The organism is Aliiroseovarius sp. D2-2 (assembly GCF_055809455.1).
This window is the reverse complement of the sequence record NZ_CM147913.1, coordinates 47943-61083: the sequence shown is the minus strand read 5'-3', so window position 1 is coordinate 61083 and position 13141 is coordinate 47943. Positions and strand designations below refer to the sequence as shown.

Annotated in this window: 15 protein-coding genes; 9 read left to right on the top strand and 6 right to left on the bottom strand. The window is 56.2% G+C overall.

Annotated elements, in window-relative coordinates:
* Positions 1-11 precede the first annotated feature (11 nt).
* Positions 12-728 carry a sterol desaturase family protein gene (locus tag AC0L6A_RS00290; protein WP_473291446.1) on the bottom strand — a complete coding sequence of 239 codons (717 nt, stop codon included), beginning with the start codon at positions 726-728 and terminating at the stop codon, positions 12-14.
* A gap of 211 nt (positions 729-939) precedes the next feature.
* Between AC0L6A_RS00290 and AC0L6A_RS00285 the strand changes: the two genes are divergently transcribed.
* Positions 940-1626: an SGNH/GDSL hydrolase family protein gene (locus AC0L6A_RS00285; RefSeq protein WP_473291445.1), complete on the top strand. Its 687-nt coding sequence runs from the start codon at positions 940-942 to the stop codon at positions 1624-1626.
* A gap of 64 nt (positions 1627-1690) precedes the next feature.
* Here the strand turns inward: AC0L6A_RS00285 and rpsO are convergent, their stop codons facing one another.
* Both rpsO and AC0L6A_RS00275 read right to left on the bottom strand, forming a co-directional pair.
* Entirely contained in the window at positions 1691-1960 is a 270-nt protein-coding gene (gene rpsO / locus AC0L6A_RS00280; RefSeq protein WP_246928466.1) for a 30S ribosomal protein S15, read from the bottom strand.
* A 130-nt stretch (positions 1961-2090) separates the two neighbouring features.
* Positions 2091-2408, bottom strand: a complete 318-nt coding sequence (locus AC0L6A_RS00275) for a DUF5665 domain-containing protein (protein WP_473291443.1) — start codon at positions 2406-2408, stop codon at positions 2091-2093.
* A 182-nt stretch (positions 2409-2590) separates the two neighbouring features.
* Here AC0L6A_RS00275 and AC0L6A_RS00270 point away from each other — a divergent pair, with 182 nt between their 5' ends.
* The gene (locus AC0L6A_RS00270; protein ID WP_473291441.1) at positions 2591-3643 is read left to right on the top strand and encodes a calcium-binding protein; all 1053 of its coding nucleotides are present in this window, start codon (positions 2591-2593) and stop codon (positions 3641-3643) included.
* On the top strand, positions 3624-3794 hold the full coding sequence (locus tag AC0L6A_RS00265; RefSeq protein ID WP_473291439.1) for a hypothetical protein: 171 nt from the start codon (positions 3624-3626) through the stop codon (positions 3792-3794). Before AC0L6A_RS00270 ends, AC0L6A_RS00265 begins: the two co-directional genes overlap by 20 nt.
* 9 nt (positions 3795-3803) lie before the next feature.
* Here the strand turns inward: AC0L6A_RS00265 and AC0L6A_RS00260 are convergent, their stop codons facing one another.
* The gene (locus AC0L6A_RS00260) at positions 3804-4310 is read right to left on the bottom strand and encodes a DUF1643 domain-containing protein (RefSeq protein WP_473291438.1); all 507 of its coding nucleotides are present in this window, start codon (positions 4308-4310) and stop codon (positions 3804-3806) included.
* Positions 4311-4397: 87 nt separating this feature from the next.
* Here AC0L6A_RS00260 and deoA point away from each other — a divergent pair, with 87 nt between their 5' ends.
* Entirely contained in the window at positions 4398-5705 is a 1308-nt protein-coding gene (gene deoA, locus AC0L6A_RS00255; protein WP_473291436.1) for a thymidine phosphorylase, read from the top strand.
* 16 nt (positions 5706-5721) lie between these two features.
* On the opposite strand, the gene dapB is transcribed toward deoA, so the two are convergent.
* Positions 5722-6537: a 4-hydroxy-tetrahydrodipicolinate reductase gene (dapB, locus tag AC0L6A_RS00250; protein ID WP_473291434.1), complete on the bottom strand. Its 816-nt coding sequence runs from the start codon at positions 6535-6537 to the stop codon at positions 5722-5724.
* Between the two features lie 97 nt (positions 6538-6634).
* Between dapB and rbfA the strand changes: the two genes are divergently transcribed.
* Together rbfA and truB are read left to right on the top strand one after the other, a co-directional pair.
* Positions 6635-7057 (top strand): 30S ribosome-binding factor RbfA, encoded by a 423-nt coding sequence (gene rbfA, locus AC0L6A_RS00245; protein ID WP_473291432.1) that lies wholly within the window; start codon positions 6635-6637, stop codon positions 7055-7057.
* On the top strand, positions 7057-7962 hold the full coding sequence (gene truB / locus AC0L6A_RS00240) for a tRNA pseudouridine(55) synthase TruB (RefSeq protein ID WP_473291431.1): 906 nt from the start codon (positions 7057-7059) through the stop codon (positions 7960-7962). Before rbfA ends, truB begins: the two co-directional genes overlap by 1 nt.
* Before the next feature lie 15 nt (positions 7963-7977).
* Here truB and AC0L6A_RS00235 read toward each other — a convergent pair whose 3' ends face one another.
* Positions 7978-8205: a DUF1674 domain-containing protein gene (locus tag AC0L6A_RS00235; RefSeq protein ID WP_473291429.1), complete on the bottom strand. Its 228-nt coding sequence runs from the start codon at positions 8203-8205 to the stop codon at positions 7978-7980.
* A 68-nt stretch (positions 8206-8273) separates the two neighbouring features.
* On the opposite strand from AC0L6A_RS00235, the gene AC0L6A_RS00230 reads away from it, so the two are divergent.
* The 3 genes from AC0L6A_RS00230 (at position 8274) to purH (ending at position 13138) form a co-directional block, all read left to right on the top strand.
* The gene (locus tag AC0L6A_RS00230; protein ID WP_473291427.1) at positions 8274-9533 is read left to right on the top strand and encodes an RsmB/NOP family class I SAM-dependent RNA methyltransferase; all 1260 of its coding nucleotides are present in this window, start codon (positions 8274-8276) and stop codon (positions 9531-9533) included.
* Between the two features lie 178 nt (positions 9534-9711).
* The gene (locus tag AC0L6A_RS00225; RefSeq protein ID WP_473291426.1) at positions 9712-11409 is read left to right on the top strand and encodes a heparinase II/III family protein; all 1698 of its coding nucleotides are present in this window, start codon (positions 9712-9714) and stop codon (positions 11407-11409) included.
* A 139-nt stretch (positions 11410-11548) separates the two neighbouring features.
* Entirely contained in the window at positions 11549-13138 is a 1590-nt protein-coding gene (gene purH / locus AC0L6A_RS00220; RefSeq protein WP_473291424.1) for a bifunctional phosphoribosylaminoimidazolecarboxamide formyltransferase/IMP cyclohydrolase, read from the top strand.
* The last annotated feature ends 3 nt before the right edge of the window (positions 13139-13141 follow it).

The window sequence follows — 13141 nt, the reverse complement described above, 5'->3', positions numbered from 1 at the left end:
CGGTCACAGGTCTAGCTGTGGCGACGGCGCGGATGTTTGGTTATGCCGAAGGCCTTGCGGGCGGTGACCAGCCGCAGATCTTCCGGGTCCATGCCCATGGACAGGATGGTTTCCCGATCAAAACGTTCCCGCGCGGCCTCTGGATCATGTTTTGTACCAAACAATTTGTCGATCCAGTTCATACCGAAACTGACATGATATGTTGCTTCATGGTCCTGAAAGTGGTGCGCTAAATGGGTGCGGGTGACGCGCCGTCCGAACCAACCTTTCGGCACGTTCACATGGGCCAGTGTGTGGCAGTATTCATAGAATGTGTATGCACTGACAGACCCGACATACAGCGCAACATAGGCTGTCAGAACGGCGGGCCCAAAGCCAAGGAATGGCCACAGGATCACAGAATGGGCGACAAACGAGATCGTACCAAATCGCAGCGGATACCAATGATCCCCTCCGGTGAAGAACTCGGGATCGCCAGGAAATTCGTGGTGTCCGATATGGCTTCGGTAAAGCTCATTAAAGACACCTTGGTCGGTCGGAGGCTCGCGATGCAGAAGGAAGCGATGCATGGCGTATTCGACAAAGAACTGCGCCGTTACGCCGTAGGCGACGGCCAGAAGCAGCCACGGATTGAACCAATTTACCAGCGCGAAAACGCCCAGAAGCCAGAACGGAAACAGCCTGTGAAGGGTGCCCATATTCATCAAAACGCGGATTGCTTCTTTCATCGTCTTTCTCCTCACCTTGCCACAGGCTGGGCGATGAAGGCGGATGATTTCAAGCAAAACCAAACGTCAATTGGTTGATTGTATCCGGCAGAGGATAGGTTTGTTGACGCAATCTTAAGTTGACTCACGGCTTTGGATTACTTCACAGTTAAGGTGTTTCGCCCGGTGTAAAGCGCTGCGGGGCATGAATTTTAAGCCCGGAAACTATATAATGATTAAGTATCTGACACTCTCATTTTGCCTTTTCTTCATGGCGAACCCAACTTTGGCAGAAACCCGATCTGCACGCATCCTTGTGATGGGTGACAGTTTGATGGCGTGGCATAAAGCCACGAACCGATCTATCGGGGACATGTTGGGCCGCTACCTGCATGAACCCGTGGTTAATCGTTCGATCGGGGGCGCGCGCATCATGTATGGCCTGCCAATTTCAGGCAGCTTGGGTATGAAAATCAGTCGCCAGTTTCACGGAGGGCGCTGGGATTGGGTAATCCTGAATGGGGGCGGCAATGACCTTTGGTTCGGGTGTGGATGCAAAAAATGCGGTCGAAAAATCAATCTGATGGTTACGATCAACGGGCAGTACGGGCATGTGCCCAATCTGATCAACAGAATTCGATCCACCGGCGCAAAGGTGATTGTAATTGGCTATCTGCGCACGCCCGGAGTGGATTCTACGATCGAGCATTGCCGCGACGATGGGGACGCCTATGAAGCGCGGCTTCAGAAGATGACCCGTCAGATGAAGGATGTCTATTTCCTGTCCAACAAAGATCTGGTGCCACATGGCGATACATCATTTCACACAAAGGATATGATCCATCCGTCCTTCAAAGGCAGTGCCGTTATCGCCAAACGCCTGGCGTTGATGATCAAGAAATTGGATCGCGGCAGGTAGGAAAAGCGCAAAAGAAAACGCCCGCCTCTTTCGAGACGGGCGTAACTGTCTAACAGGGCGGGTCTTAGCGACGCAGGCCCAGACGCTTGATCAGGTCTTGGTAACGTGTTTCGTCTTTACCACGCACATAGTCCAGCAGCTTACGGCGCAGGGCTACCATCTTCAAAAGGCCACGGCGACCGTGGTTGTCTTTCTTGTGGGTTTTGAAGTGCTCGGTCAGGGTCGCGATACGCGACGAAAGAATTGCGATCTGAACTTCGGGCGAACCGGTGTCGCCTTCTTTGGTTCCGAATTCTTTGATCAGGCGGTTCTTTTCTTCAGTAGTAATCGACATCGGGGTCTCCTTCATAGGTTGGAGTGGATGGCGCAAGCCGGGACGTCGTCCAGCAGGGCCCGTGGAGAATTCCGCAGTTTTCATGCGGATGTGGGCGTATAGAAGGAATCTACGCCGAACGCAAAGGAAATCATTGCTCGGACGGTAGGACCCGAATTTCATCGATGATTTGGTTGGCCCAGTCGCCCAGCACCGGGATGAAATCAATGGAACCCAGCATGTAGATTACCCAAGAAACAAGAATGGTTGCCCCAAGAACGGACCCAAGACCGAAGGCCAATCCGCGATACAACTGGAAAAGGCCCAGCTTGTACAGGCTGTCATGCAGGCGGATGAAACGATGATTGTTCATGCGCTCGACTTCGGATCGTAAGGCGCGAACCTCTTGCGCAAGTTGTTCTTCGCGCTGGGTCAACTGATCAGAGGTTTCACTGTCTGAATCTGACATCTTATGGTCCCTAACTGGGCGGCAAGCCGGGTTGTTAACACATTGTTAACTTATGGATTTGATTAAACTTGTCGACATTATCCTGACGAAGAATGCGCGCTGTTTCATACATTCGCAAGCGGTGAACGGCATCATCGGAATTGATGACATGTGAACTGAGTATAAAACGGGCGGCCTTTTGAATGCTATTTGGATTGTTGATTCTAAGCCTTTTGCCAGTGGCCTTCATGACCGAAAGCTTCACCGAATTACTGGGTGATGACACTGAAGGGAATGGCGGTGGGGGCGACATGTATGGCGAAGGCAACAAGATCCCAGTTGGTGGTGGCTCCACCGGGATTTTGACGCCAAATTCGGGCCTTGGGGATGGCGATAGCCCTGAGAAAGAACAGACCTTACTGGACCAACTTCTGGGAACTGAAACCGATTCGCATTACGGGCGTGAAGATCTGGATCATTTTGTGCCGGACATGAATGAGCATATTCTTACCGATGGCGATGATGACGTGATCCTTGACCCATCAGGCGATGACGCAGACCCAGGCCAGATCTCGTCCTTTCATGGGACGGCTGTCGTGTCGGGTGATGGCGCTGTCGACGTTTACGATGCAGGCGCGGGCAATGACACCATCGTCGCAGGGGATGAGGCGGCCTATCTGTTCGGCAATTTAGGCGATGATACGATCATTGCTGGCGAAGGTGCCTTGGCTGCGTTTGGCGGGCAAGGTGCGGACACGTTGGATGCTGCGGACAGCGCCGACAGTTACCTTGATGGTGGTTCGGGAAATGACGTTCTTATCGGTGGCGAAGGGGACGACCAGCTTTTCGGCGGCAGTCATGAAGATGACCTGTCAGGATCGCTGGATTCAACGGACGATGATGTTCTGAGCGGCGGCGCTGGGAATGACGTTTTGAAGGGCGGGTTGGGCGCTGATTTGCTTTTCGGTGGCGAAGGGGATGACGTGATTGACCATTTCGGCCACGCGATGGAGGAAAGCAGAGCCGAACGCTATGACTATGACTGGCACAACGATCACGCATCAGACGTGTTGGACGGTGGGGACGGCAACGATACATTGATTTTTGGCGCATCGGACGTGGCGACCGGTGGCGAAGGCGACGATGTATTCTGGCTGTATCCCGAAGGTGATGATCACCAACGAGTCGCCGAGATTACGGATTTCGAAACGGGAAAAGACTTTCTGAAGAATCTCATTGGATCCAGAATCAGATAATTCTGACCTTAGTGTTGTGGTTCAGGCGTCTGAGAATGGGCAAGATGGCGAGGTGACAATCGGAGGCCAGATGGTCGCCATTCTGAAGGGGGCTCCCAACGCTTCGGTGCATGATATTTTCGTCGAAGTGCGGCCAGACGTATTTGCTTAGGAGATGCGCTCAGAACCAGCGTTCTGGCTGTTGGGCATAAGCGATATAGAGTGGATGTTTTGGATGCCCGGCTTTGGTTAGCCCAAGATGAAATGACGGACGGTTTGTGTTGCGCAGTAACGCTTCGACTTGCGGGCCACGTGACAGGTGTTCTCCGTGTGTGCCCCAACCGCATATGATCTGATCTGCCCAAGGGCAGCTGTCCAAAATGGCGGTATCATTCTCAGGCCCAACGGGATCAGACGCCGCGCGCATCTTTCGCGGATCAGTGTCGCGCCACGCGAAAATATTGGTGACCCGAAACGCCCCGAATCCAAGCGTGCGTGCACGACGCTCGCAACGCTCGACGGTGGGATCGTTCTGTACCTCGGTCGCGGTCGACGGGTTCAGCATAATGAACAACGCCTTGCGCCCTGCGGGTTCCCAAACGCGGGTCAAAGTATAGCGGTATTTCTCGCAATCCGAATAAACGGCGGTGGACTGGGCATCACCCTTTTGAAACTCTCGCGTAATCATGATTGCTTTGTGATCGGGGACTTGATCCTTGGCAACCCCTTGCGTTGCTGCGGGATTGGTCCGAAGGTGAAGAAAACGGAGCAGACAATGCTGATTTCCGAAGTCATCCGCAAGAAACGCGACGGTCAAATCCTGACCGGTGAAGACATCTCTGTCATGGTGGAAGGTATCGCCAAAGGTGGGGCCAGCGACGCGCAGGTTGCGGCGTTTGCCATGGCCAGTTGGCTAAAGGGCCTGACGCCGGACGAAACCGCAGCACTAACGTTAGCGATGCGCGATAGCGGTGATGTATTTTCCTGGCCAGATCTGCCAGGCCCGGTTGTCGACAAACACTCGACGGGCGGAGTGGGGGATAATGTCAGTCTGATGCTTGCCCCAATCTTAGCTGCTTGCGGTGCGTTTGTGCCGATGATTTCCGGGCGTGGGCTTGGTCATACTGGTGGTACATTGGATAAAATGGACGCGATTCCGGGGTATGTTTCGCAGCCAGATAACAAGCTGTTCGACCGGGTGGTGCGCGATGTGGGCTGCGCCATCATTGGCCAGACCGGCGACTTGGCCCCGGCGGACAAACGCCTTTATGCGATTCGCGATGTGACAGCGACGGTCGAAAGCATTCCTTTAATTACGGCCTCGATCCTATCGAAAAAACTGGCAGCCGGGCTGGGGTCACTGGTGATGGATGTGAAGTTCGGCAGTGGTGCGTTCATGTCCAATTATGAAGATGCGCGCGCGCTGGCGCTATCTATCCAAAGGGTGTCGAACCTTGCCGGGCTTCCGTGCCACGCGCTGTTGACCGATATGAATGAACCCCTTGCGGATGCAGCAGGGAATGCGGTCGAGACACTGAATGCGATCGAGTTCCTGACGGGTGCACGCCGCACAGAGCGGCTGGAGGCCGTTGTGATTGCACTTTGTGCACAGATGCTTTTGGCATCAGGGGTCGAGACTGAAACAGAACAGGCGCAAAGGCGGGTCCGCGCGGTGTTAGACAGCGGTGCCGCAGCAGAGAGGTTTGCAAAGATGGTGGCCGCACTTGGTGGCCCCTCGGACGTGATGGAGAGGCCAGAAAAATATCTGAGCGCCGCACCCGTCATCACTGAATTGCGCGCCGCGAAATCCGGTTTCGTCAACACCATCGACACAAGAGCTGTCGGGATGAGCGTTGTTGAACTTGGTGGCGGACGTCGCCGTTCATCGGACGTTATTGATCCGTCAGTGGGACTGACCAGATTGGCACCGCTGGGCGCGCAACTTGAACGCGGGGATGCCATTGCAGTGATCCATGCGGCCAACATGGATGATGCAGAGGCTGCGATGGAACAGCTATCGGCGGCTTATCACATTGGGGAAGCTCCAGAAGTGACCCCGGTCGTGAAAGAGATTCTGACCTGATTGGCTGGGTGGTGTTTTAGGCTGAAAGGCCCAGAACATCCAACATGCTGTATTCGCCGGGTTTTTTATCCTGACCCCAAAGCGCTGCCTTAACGGCGCCGCGCGCGAAGATGGCGCGATCTGTGGCCAGATGGCGCAGTACAATCCGTTCCCCTGCGGCGGCAAATAGCACGTCGTGCTCGCCCACGATGTCACCGCCACGTACTGCGTGGAATCCAATATCACCGCGTTTGCGCGCGCCGGTAATGCCATCGCGTCCACGGTCTGAAACCTCGGGCAGATCCACGCCGCGACCTTCCGCGGCGGCTTCGCCGAGCATTAATGCGGTGCCCGAGGGTGCGTCGACCTTGTGGTGGTGGTGAGCCTCAACGATCTCGATATCGAAATCTTCGTCCAATGCAGCGGCGACTTGCTTGGTCAATTGGACAAGAAGGTTGACCCCAAGGCTCATATTCCCAGCGCGAACAATGGTCGCGTGACGTCCTGCCAGCGCAATCTGTTCAAGATCGGCATCCGACAATCCGGTTGTACCAATCACATGCACAGCGCGGGCTTGGGCGGCAATTTCAGCCATGTCGACAGTTGCCGCGGGTGCGGTGAAATCGATTACGGCCTGTGCCTTGGACATGGTTTCAAGAGGGTCATCCGATACGGTGACACCCATTGGCTGACCACCCATGCATTCACCCACATCGCGGCCAACCCAGTCATTCCCTGGGCGCTCCAACGCGCCGACCAGACGGGCGCCATCGTTGGACTGTATCTCTTTGATCAGCATTTGACCCATTCGGCCAGATGCTCCCATCACCACAATGCCCGGCAAATCGCTCATGATTGGTCTCCGTTTTTTGTTGAAGCTGTCTAACCTGCGCAAGGCCACTTGGCAAAGCCCTGTTGCACCCGCGCCTTTCAGCGCATAAATGGCGCATATGGCAAAGAACAGATTTGATGACCAACGTGGCCCCAACCAGCGACAGCTGCGCGTGGCTGAACTGATCCGCCGGACCCTGTCCGAAGCCCTGATGCGTGGCGATGTGCATGACCCCGACCTGTCACGCATGTCCATCACCATTGGCGAGGTGCGTCTGTCCGCAGATCTATCGATTGCAACCGTCTATGCGCTGCCTTTGGGTGGCAAGGGCGGGGCCGAGGCCGTGAAGGCCTTGGCGCGCAACAAAGGTGAACTACGTCGCCTTGTTGGGCGTGCGATCAAGATCAAGCACACACCGGAACTGCGGTTCTTGATGGACGAGACGTTTGACCAGATGGATCACACCCATCGCCTGTTGCAGCAGGAAGATGTGCAGCGTGATCTGCGCAAGCCTGACACCGACGAGGCCGGAGAAGACTGATGGGACGCCGCAAGAAGGGGCGCGATATTCACGGCTGGCTGGTTGTGGACAAGCCCGCTGGTATCAGCTCGAGTGCTGTCGTGAACAAGGTGCGCTGGGCGATGGATGCCAAGAAGGCAGGCCATGCGGGCACGTTGGACCCTGAAGCGACGGGTGTTCTGGCGGTCGCGTTGGGTGAGGCTACGAAGACGGTGCCTTACATCACAGATGCGCTGAAAGCTTACGAATTTACGGTTCGGTTGGGGCAAGCCACCAACACCGATGACGCCGAAGGCAAGGTTGTTTCTGAAAGTGACCAACGCCCTTCGGATGACGAAATCACCGCTGCTTTGGGGCAATTCACTGGTGATATCATGCAGGTGCCGCCCAAGTTCTCGGCCGTGAAAATTGATGGCGAGCGTGCTTATAAGCTTGCCCGCGACGGTGAGGATGTGGAGATCGCAGCCCGCCCGTTGTGGGTCGAGGAACTTGTGATGGTGTCCCGCCCGGACGCTGATCATGTCACGCTTGCAATGACGTGCGGAAAGGGCGGCTATGTTCGTTCGATTGCGCGCGATCTTGGCGAAGCGCTGGGCTGTCACGGTCACGTGCGCAACCTGCGCCGCATCTGGTCCGGGCCGTTTGACGCAGAAGATGGTGTGACCATCGAGTTGATCGAGGAGCTGGCCAAAACCGGAGAGCTGGACGCCTATCTGCGCCCGCTCGAGGAAGGCTTGCAGGAGCTGCCTGAATTGAAAGCCAGTTCCGAAGGCGCAACCCGGTTGCGGCACGGCAATCCCGGTATGGTTCTAACGTCTGATGCCGAATATGGCGACGAGGCCTGGGCATCTTATGACGGCAAAGCTGTCGCCGTAGGTATCTATCGGGCAGGAGAGTTGCACCCCAGTCGGGTGTTCAACCAGTAACCCCATCACCATCGCTTAGAAGTCGATGGCGATGCCTTTCTTTTCCCAATCACCAAAGCGCACAGCCTCAGGGCCATCGCGACCGCCCAGTTCAGTGGGCAGAGGTTTCGCCTCGGCCTCGGCCTTTTTGCGACGTTCCTCTGCTTCGGCAAGGGCGCGAATAGCGGCGGGCGGCAAGTCGCGCTTTGAGCTTTCAGCTGCGGCTTTTTCCGATTGCGGGACCTTGGGGCTATCGTCTGACATGCGGCGATCCTTGTGATGGTGTTGGGGATGATATAGGCCGCAACACAGCGAAACGCAAAGGACAGGCAATGAGCAACCCGAAAGATGTGCGGTATGTTGTGGTGGATCTTCTGGATGACGTCACAATCGAAAAACGGTTGTTGTCCGAAGCATTGCCCAAACGGTTGGCAAAACTGTCTGGCGAAGAACGTGCGCGCGCCCAACGGCTGGTGATGCAGACATTGCGCGATATGGATCGTTGTGACCGGATGCTTGGACCGTTTCTGCGACAGCGCCCTGTGCTGAGGGTTTTGAACACTCTGCGCCTTGGCGTGTCTGAGATTTGCAATGGCGGGGCAGCACATGGCGTGGTGAATGCCTGTGTAAATATTGTTGGTGGGCATGCCGAAACCGAACATGCACGTGGATTGGTCAATGCAGTCTTGCGCAACATTGATCGGGAGCGTGCGAAGTGGGATACGCTTCCCATTCCCCGTTTGCCAAAGTGGCTTCGTAAGCCCTTGTTGGCGGATTATGGAAAGGAAGCCGTCGCCGCGATGGAAACGGCGCAGTTTGCCGGTGCTCCTGTCGATCTCACCGCGAAAACTGATGCAAAGGCCTTGGCGAAAACCCTGAAAGGTGTGGTGCTTCCCACTGGATCGGTGCGACTGGCAGAACATGGTCAGATCACCAATCTGCCGGGATATGAGGCTGGCGATTGGTGGGTGCAGGACGTGGCTGCGGCATTGCCGGCCAAAGTATTGGCCCCGAAAGCTGGCGAATCCGTTCTGGATCTGTGCGCCGCGCCGGGTGGTAAAACCATGCAGCTGGCCGCGATGGGCGCAAAGGTCACCGCGCTTGATATTTCCGCTGGACGGATGAAGCGGGTCGAGGAAAATCTGACACGCACCAAACTGTCTGCCGAACTGGTCACCAGTGATGCTTTGGAATTCGAGGACGGACCGTTTGATGCGGTTTTGCTGGATGCGCCCTGTACCGCAACCGGCACCATCCGGCGGCATCCGGACTTGCCTTACGCCAAAGACGGAAGTGATTTTCCGGGTCTGTTTGAACTTCAGGAGCATTTGATTGATCGCGCGCTTGGGCTTTTGAAGCCCGGTGGGCGTCTGGTCTATTGCACGTGCAGCCTTTTGATTGACGAAGGTGAAGAGCAAGTGCGCGATGCGATGGGGCGGCACGAAAACCTGACTTTGGACCTTGATGCCTTGCGTTTGCCAGGCGTTGATCCCGATTGGATCGGGCCGGAAGGCTTGCGCGTGTTTCCGCATTATATGTCGGATCAAGGCGGCATGGATGGGTTCTTTATCACGTGTTTTCGCCGGAAATAATCAATCGGCTTTGATTTCGTCATGACAGGCGCGGACGAGCATAGTATGCTTACCTCAAGCTCCCACAGAGGGGTGGACCAAAAGGTCCGGGCAAGATGAATGAGGCGAGGCAGTCGCAGTGGCTCCACAGATCGGTTCTTCCGGGTTAGGTACCCGTTTCGCAAATCGTTGGCACGCAATGCGCGCGGCCAAGGCACGGTCTGCGGCTGGGTTTGTGTCGCAACCAGAACCGCGCACCATTGGATCATTTGCACGCGGCAGGCAGCTTCTGGCTGGGAATTTTCTGTTTGCGGGTCATCTGGTGAACGCGCCGGATCACATGCTGTGGGACATCAAGCCACCCAACCCCGCCTTCATTGAAGAGACGCAAGGATTTGCTTGGCTGGATGATTTGGCCAGTGTTGGCGATCACGAGGCGCGCAGCCGCGCCCAAGACTGGGTCTTTGGTTGGATCGACGCATATGGCAATGGACGCGGCGAAGGTTGGACCCCCGATTTGACCGGCAGACGTCTGATCCGGTGGATCAGCCATGCACTTTTCCTGATGGGCGGCATGACTTCTGAGCAAAGCGAACGGTTCTTCCGGTCGCTTGGGCAGCAGACATTGTTTTTAGCCCGGCGTTGGGGTGGTGCCACCCCCGGTTTGCCTAGGTTCGAGGCGCTTACAGGCCTTATCTATGCAGGCTTCAGCTTGACGGGCGTCAAGGTTCGGCTGGACGCAGCAATTCGCGCTTTGGCGCAGGAATGTGTTGAACAAATTGACGCGCAGGGCGGAATTCCGACGCGCAACCCGGAAGAGCTTCTTGAAGTTTTCACGCTGCTGAATTGGGCTTCTTTGACTTTGCGTGAAAGTGGTCGCGAGCCTGATGCAGAGCTCTTGGATGCAATCAATCGAATTGCCCCAACGCTGCGGTCCCTACGTCATTCTGATGGCAGCCTTGCGCGCTTCCACGGGGGTGGGCGCGGTTTGGATGGTTGGCTGGATCACGCCTTGGCGAATTCAGGTGTGCGTGCGGCCGCGAACGAAGATCTTTCAATGGGCTATGCCCGTCTTTCCGCTGGTCGGACGAGCGTTATTATTGACGGTGCGCCTCCTCCTGTCGGGAATGCATCTGCCAATGGCCATGCATCGACCTTGGCGATCGAGCTGACGTCGGGGCGTAGGCCGGTGATCGTGAATTGCGGGTCCGGGCTGCAATTCGGTCAAGAGTGGCATAAGGCCGGCCGCGCAACACCTTCGCATTCGGTGTTGGGCTTGTCGGGGCAGTCGTCTTCACGCCTGTCTCAACCGATGGTTCTGGATGGGATCGAGCGTACATTTCTGGTGCAAACGCCCAAGCAGGTTCCTTTACAGTATGTGGTGGGAACGGGCACGACCGGGATCGTTGCCGCGCATGACGGCTATATCGGTTCACATGGGCTAACCCATATGCGCAAGCTTGAGCTTGCCGTATCTGGTCGCGAACTTTCTGGTGAAGACACTCTGACCGCTGTATCCGCAGCAGATCAGCAGAAATTCGATGCCATGCTGGACGAAACCTCGCTTCAGGGTGTGCCGTATTCGGTTCGTTTTCATCTGCATCCAGAAGTCGATGCCACTTTGGATTTGGGCGGCACTGCGGTGTCGCTTTCGCTCAGATCCGGTGAAATCTGGGTGTTCCGCTTCGAAGGGCGCGGCGAATTGGCGCTGGAAAGTAGCGTTTATTTAGAAAAGACGCGTCTTAAGCCCCGAAAAACAAAACAAGTGGTTCTATCTGGCGTCGCAATGGACTATGCGACACGCATTCGCTGGACGCTGGCCAAAGCGCAGGAAACCTCGACTGTTCTGCGCGATCTGGAAACAGGCGACCGGGCGGAGCTGCCAGAAGCGTTTTGACTTATCATTGGGAACAATGATGAGGCGAAACGCGCGAATCAAAATTGATGCTGCGAGCGTTTCGAAATCAAGTTGTGATCCAACTTAATCCCGAAACGCTTCCAGTTAAACGACTTCAGGCCTTGGGGGGCCAACTGACATGACCGACCTTCATCCCGTGCGCCGCGCGCTAATTTCCGTATCCGATAAAACTGGCTTGATCGAGCTGGGACAGGCGTTGGAGGCCCGCGGGGTCGAAATCCTGTCCACCGGGGGCTCTGCCAAAGCATTGCGTGACGCCGGTGTTGCCGTGAAGGACGTCGCCGACGTCACCGGGTTCCCCGAGATGATGGATGGCCGCGTAAAAACGCTGCACCCGATGGTACATGGCGGTCTGCTGGCGCTGCGTGACAATGACGCCCACGTTGCCTCGATGGAGGAACACGGCATCGGCGCGATCGATTTGCTGGTGGTGAACCTTTATCCGTTTGAAGAAACCGTCGCCAAGGGTGCCGACTATGACACCTGTATCGAGAACATCGATATCGGCGGTCCTGCGATGATCCGTGCGGCAGCCAAGAACCATGCGTTTGTGAACGTGGTGGTGGACGTGCAGGATTACGACAAGCTTCTGGGCGACATGGACCAGCATGATGGTAAAACCTGCCCGAATTTCCGTAAGAAACTGTCCCAACGTGCCTATGCCCGGACCGCTGCCTATGACGCGGCTGTGTCCACCTGGATGGCGGATGCGCTTGAGCTGGAGGCCCCGCGCCGCCGCGCTTTCGCAGGTGAGCTGAAGCAGACGCTGCGCTATGGTGAAAACAGCCATCAGAAAGCAAGCTTCTACGTTGATGGTTCGAACCGTCCCGGCGTGGCCACTGCCGCTCAGCTGCAAGGTAAAGAACTGAGCTACAATAACATCAATGACACCGATGCGGCGTTCGAATTGGTCGCCGAGTTTGACCCCGCCGTCAGCCCCGCTGTTGCTATCATCAAGCACGCCAACCCTTGTGGTGTTGCGCAAGGAGCGACGCTGGTCGAGGCGTATCAAAAGGCGTTTGACTGCGACCGGACCTCAGCCTTTGGCGGGATCGTTGCTTTGAATCAGCCATTGGATGCAGAAACTGCCTCCAAGATTGTCGAGATATTCACCGAGGTTGTGATCGCTCCGGGTGCATCGGATGAGGCGAAAGAGATCTTCGCAGCTAAGAAGAACCTGCGCCTTCTGCTGACCGATGGTCTGCCCGACACACGCGCAGCCCTGACGGCTTACAAGCAAGTCGCCGGCGGTCTTCTTGTGCAGGATAAAGACGTGGGTTTTGTCGGCATGGACGATCTGAAAGTGGTAACCGAAAAGGCACCGACGGACGCGCAGATGCAAGACCTTCTGTTTGCATGGAAAGTGGCCAAGCACGTGAAGTCAAACGCCATCGTTTACGTGAAAGATCAGGCCACCGTGGGTGTGGGCGCGGGTCAGATGAGCCGCTTGGACAGCGCCAATGTCGCGGCCTCGAAAGCTGCGCGCATGGCCGCTGAGCTGGGATTGGACGAAAGCCTTGCCAAAGGGTCAGCCGTGGCATCGGACGCGTTCTTCCCATTCCCCGACGGTCTGTTGGAAGCCGCCGCAGCGGGTGGCACTTGTGTGATCCAGCCGGGTGGTTCGATGCGCGACAAAGAAGTGATCGACGCGGCAAACGAAGCTGGCCTTGCCATGGTGTTCACCGGCATGCGCCACTTCCGGCACTAAATC